Annotated in this window: 4 protein-coding genes; all 4 read right to left on the bottom strand. The window is 30.0% G+C overall.

The features are described 5' to 3' along the window. The coding region (locus RQ893_RS08005; RefSeq protein WP_311482499.1) for a recombinase family protein at positions 1–1,490 on the bottom strand (1,490 nt) is incomplete at its 3' end. Beyond that, the gene (locus RQ893_RS08000; RefSeq protein WP_311482498.1) at positions 1,483–3,153 is read right to left on the bottom strand and encodes a recombinase family protein; all 1,671 of its coding nucleotides are present in this window, start codon (positions 3,151–3,153) and stop codon (positions 1,483–1,485) included. The genes RQ893_RS08000 and RQ893_RS08005, both read right to left, overlap by 8 nt. Beyond that, on the bottom strand, positions 3,153–4,823 hold the full coding sequence (locus RQ893_RS07995; RefSeq protein WP_311482497.1) for a recombinase family protein: 1,671 nt from the start codon (positions 4,821–4,823) through the stop codon (positions 3,153–3,155). Before RQ893_RS07995 ends, RQ893_RS08000 begins: the two co-directional genes overlap by 1 nt. A gap of 100 nt (positions 4,824–4,923) precedes the next feature. Continuing rightward, complete coding sequence (locus tag RQ893_RS07990; RefSeq protein ID WP_000924587.1) at positions 4,924–5,145, bottom strand: hypothetical protein; 222 nt, start codon at positions 5,143–5,145, stop codon at positions 4,924–4,926. Positions 5,146–5,157: the final 12 nt, after the last annotated feature.

Raw genomic sequence — 5,157 nt, 5'->3', positions numbered from 1 at the left:
TTCCATATTATGTTCAACACTTCGTTTCCTTCACAGAATACTGAGTCTATATATTTTTCCATCAATTCTCTGGTAAGTTTAGTGTTGTCTATTACTTCTTTTTCTTCTTTTGCTTTTTGTATTTTTTCTTTTATTGCTTGTATTTCTTCATCTATCGAATTTTTAGAGTCAATGAATTTTTGTCTATTCATCTTGCCTAATTTATACTTCTCAAAATTCTGCATTTTTTTAGCTTCAAGATCTTCGATAGATTTTTCCATTGGTTTAACTTTTACTTTTTCATCCTTGATTGGATCTTCTAGACCATATTTTTCTTTTATTGCTTCAATTACTTGCTCTTCAAGGCTTCCTGCTCTTGAGTTTTTATGTTTTACATTATTACACTTACATATCCTACAAGTAAAATATGTGTGTACTCTAAGGCTTCCGTCAGGTCTTTTGTGTTTTGATTGAGTACATCCTAGAATGTGATTACAGGTTGGACATTTTGCAAAACCTTGTAGTGGAGATTTCTTTCTCCATTCATAATCGGTATTTTTACCTTTCATAAACAGATTCTTCTCTTTAATCTTCTGAACTTTTTCAAAGTCTTCTTTAGATATAATAGCTTCATGGTTATTCTCAACTCTTCCCCATTCCTCTTTTGGTTTGAATTTAAAAGAAGATGGATTTAATACTGACTTATCTTGCATATTGAAAGTGTAAGTTCCAGTATAATTTTCATTTGCTAATACATCTATTACATTGCCATTAGTCCAAGTTGGTCTAGGTTTTTTCGCAGTTCTAATTATTGAATATTCAAAGTCAAGATTGGTTAATTCGCTCTTTCTTTTTGATGGTGTTGGAATTTTTTCTTCATTTAATATCTTAGCTATATTTCTTGAAGATATACCATCAAGTGCAAGTTTAAAAATCTTCTTTACTATCCAAGCTGTTTCTTCATCAACTATGATTTTGTGTCTATCATTAGGATCTTTCATGTATCCCAATGGTGGACTCCAAGCTAAAAACTTTCCTTGTTTTTTAAGTGTAGTCATAGATGACTTTACCTTTTCAGAAATATCTTTTGTGTAGAAATCATATAATAGTCCCTTGAATTGAATATCTAAATCTGTTCCATTTCCCTTTTCTTTGTTACTATCATAGCCATCATTTATGGCAATGAATCTTACTCCAAGGAATGGAAATATATTTTCAAGATAATCTCCAAGTGTTATATAATCTCTCATAAATCTGGACAAGTCTTTTACAATTATCGTCTGGATATTATTTTTCTTTACATCTTCGAGCATTCTTTGAAAGGCTGGTCTATTTTCATTTGTTCCAGAATATCCGTCATCGACATATTCTTCTCTTGTGAAGTTCTTAAATTCTTCATTCTTGTCGAGATAATCGTTTAGATATGCTCTTTGGTTTATGATACTTTCACTCTCATCAGTCTTTATCATATCTTCAACGGATAATCTAATATAAAGAGCAATCTTACTCATCGTCTGTTCCTCCTACCAAATTATCTATATTGAATTTAAAGACTATTTCAAATTCGTGTTTATCATAAACTATTATTTTTTCAATTAAGCTATGGATTAAATCACCAGGTAGCTTTTCCAAATTCTTTGAAGCATATAAATCATTTATCCATTTTGTTGATTTTAATCTTTCTTTTTTAAGTTTTGATATATTAACTTCAATTGCTGAAATCTCGTTATCAAATGTAGACATATGACTTTGAGCAATCTCTCTTCTTAATAGATACTCATCTCTATCAATCTTACCTAGACTATATTCTTCATAGGCTCTTTGAATGATATTTTCTTCATTTATATTTTTTCTTTTAAGATTTTCAATGTCTTTCTTAAAAGTATCTATTGCTTTATTAAATCTAGCTTTAATTCGATTTACAAATTTTGTCTTGCTAGTTGTCTTCATAATAAACTCAGAAATCTTATCACTAATAGCCTGATCCAAATCTCTTTCCATAATGAATACTGATTTTTCGGGTTTTATACTTCCACTAAATCTCTCATTCTGGAATGAATAGTAAAGTCTATCTTTATTTTTACCATAGATACGAGTTCTTCTATTAAGTTCTTTGCCAGTATTATTATTGATTACAAGACCCTTAAATCTGTTCTCATAGTCCCTATTTTCAAAATTGTGTATTGGCGAACTGAAAACATGATTTTTCTTTCTTTCTTGTCTTTCTCGTAAGATTCTTTCGTGAACTTCCTTAGAAATGATTGCTTCATGTGCATTCTCACAAATTATATACTGACTTTCGTCTACAAAATGTTGTTTAATTCCTTTTGCAAGATTTTGTTGCTTAACTCCTTGTACTAAAGTCCCCGTATAAGCTGGGTTTGTAAGCATTTTTGAAATTGTCCCTTTATTCCATTCAGGATCATCACTCTCTCTGTAAACTCTCCCAGTTTTATAATAAATCATTCCAGGAGCATATCCCTTTTCATTAAAATGCTTTGCGACTTCATATTGGCTTTTGCCTTGAAGAGTTAAATCAAACATCTCTTCAACTATAAATCTAACATTTTCATCAATTACAAGTTTTTGACCTTCTTTAGATTTTTTAATCTTGTAACCATAAGGTGGAACAGAACCAATAAAGTATCCGTTTCTTGCTCTATTGTGTTTTGAGGTTTTTATCTTAACTGAAATATCCTTAGCATACATATCGTTGATAATATTTTTAAGAGTAACCTCAAAAGATTTCTTTGAATCTGTTTCTTTGACTGTGTCTAATTTATCATTAACTGAAATAAATCTAACACCTAAAAATGGAAAAACTTTATCAATCAATCTTCCCATTTCGAGATATTCTCTTCCAAGTCTTGATAAATCTCTGATAATAATACAATTGATTCTTCTATCTCTAATATCTTGCATCATATTCTGAAATGATGGTCTTTCAAAGTTTGTCCCACTATATTCATAGTCAGTGTAAACTTCTAAAACATCTATATTTTCTTTTAATGCATATTCTTTACAAGATAGGATTTGAGTTTCTATTGAGTATGATTTTTCTCTCCACTCTTCTGTTCTTTCGTTAGATAGTCTTGTATAAATTCCGGCCTTAAAGACTTTTCTTTCTGACTTTTCGCTTTTCTTTTCAATATATCTTTTGGAAGTTCTTGCCATTATAAAACACCTCCAGCTAATTGCATTGGAGTCTTATTTTCAAGAGCATTTCCAAATACCTTATTTATTGAAATCAAATTCTTCTTTACTTCGGACTTACTTTCACTTTCTTCTTTTATAAGGGTCTTCAGTAAGTTAACTGTTTCCAAATTATTAAAGACAAAATTAATCTCATTATTTTCTCCGATTTCAATTCTATCTATAAAAGATACAATTGTTAGTCTATTTAGACTGCTTAAATCAGTGGGAACAATTTCGGAAACCAAACTGTCCTTGTTTTTCATCTTTTCTTGCAAGTTGGCAAGTATATTTTTCTTTGTAGCAATTTGTTTCTCTATTTCCCTGATCTTAATAAGATAATTTTTTCTGAACCTTTCAAACTCTTCAGAAGTTATAAGTTCATCTTCTAAGTCCATATATAAAGATTGTCTAAGTCTTTCATACTTTCTCTTTTCTGAGTTTAAGCTTTCAAAGTCAATATTAAATGTAACTTTTGATACATCTAACTTATTAACTTGACTTAGTAGTTCATTATATTTTTTTAAATAATCTTTAAGTGCAAAAAGAGTCATATCCAGTAGATAGTCTTCTTTTATACTATGTCTTGTGCAATCTCCTTTGTTATTATAGTGAGAACAAATATAAAAAATATTATATCCATTCTTGGACTTAACCTTTCTTCTAACCATTGAAGATCCACAATCTTTGCAATAAAGCATTCCTGATAAAATATGTGGTATATCTGCTGATTGTTTTACATCTCGGAGCATCATCTTATTAGCCAAAGCATAAATGCTTTTTGAAATAATAGGCTTATGAGAGTCGTTTATTACAATCCAATCTTCTTCATTTACTTCTACTTCTCTCTTAGACTTGTAATTTAGTTTTCTAGTTTTCCCTTGTTCAAGCACTCCTATATAGACCTTGTTTATAATAATCCTATTGACCATTTTTGCGTCCCATTTAGAGTCTTTAACAATAAAACCAGTGGTATGATTATCGCCAGAATTTTCTTTATGCTTAGATGGTGTTACACAACCTATGCTATTTAAAAAATCTGCAATAGCCTTAGACGAATAACCGTCTATCTTCATATTGAAGATTCTTTCAATTATGTGTGAAACTTCTGTATCAACGACTAACTTATGTTTGTTTTTGCTATCCTTCTTATAACCAAAAGGAGCAAATGCACCAATAAATTCACCATTCTTTCTTTTGATCTCTTTTGAAGATTTAACTTTCATAGAAATATCTCTACAATAAGAATCATTAATAAAGTTTCTTATTGGAAGAATTAAGTGTGTATCGCTTACATCTGCATTTTCACTGTCATAGTTATCGTTTACGGATATAAACCTTATACCTTTTTCTGGAAATATCTTTTGTAGATATTTACCTGATTCGATATAATCCCTCCCAAAACGGGATAAGTCCTTCACAATAATTGTTTTGAACTTCTTTTCTTCAAGATCTTGAATCATCTTCTTAAATTTTGGTCTGTCAAAATTAGATCCTGAAAAGCCATCGTCTACATATTCAGCAACAACTTTAAAATCATTGTCCCTTGCATATGATTTGATAATCTGTCTTTGATTTGAAATAGAATTACTTTCTGTGCTATCTCCATCCTCTCTCGATAAACGAAGATACATACAAGCAAATTTTTCCATCACAAAACCTCCTTAATTTGTATTTGGGCAAATAGTCATTAAGGAGTTCTTCTACCACTTATATTTTACCGCACCCAAGTTTTTAAGTCAGCACCCCAGCTTATAGTCTTATACAAGCTCTACATAAATAAAGCTCAACAATATCTAGTAAGTCGAGGGACTCTTTATCACTTTGAGTGTAAGTAATTTTTTTAGAATAATCTTCTTTTGATATTTGCTCTTTAGGTTTATATTTCTTCTTTTCTTTTGTATTCATAGGTTTTACCTCACAATATAAAATTAAAGTTTTTTGACATTGACAAGTGCCTTGGATTAGCAACATAGGAATCTCACC

It is taken from the genome of uncultured Anaerococcus sp., assembly GCF_963510915.1.
GTDB lineage: Bacteria > Bacillota > Clostridia > Tissierellales > Peptoniphilaceae > Anaerococcus.
The sequence above is the reverse complement of the archived record's forward strand: the minus strand, read 5'-3'. Positions and strand labels throughout refer to the sequence as shown.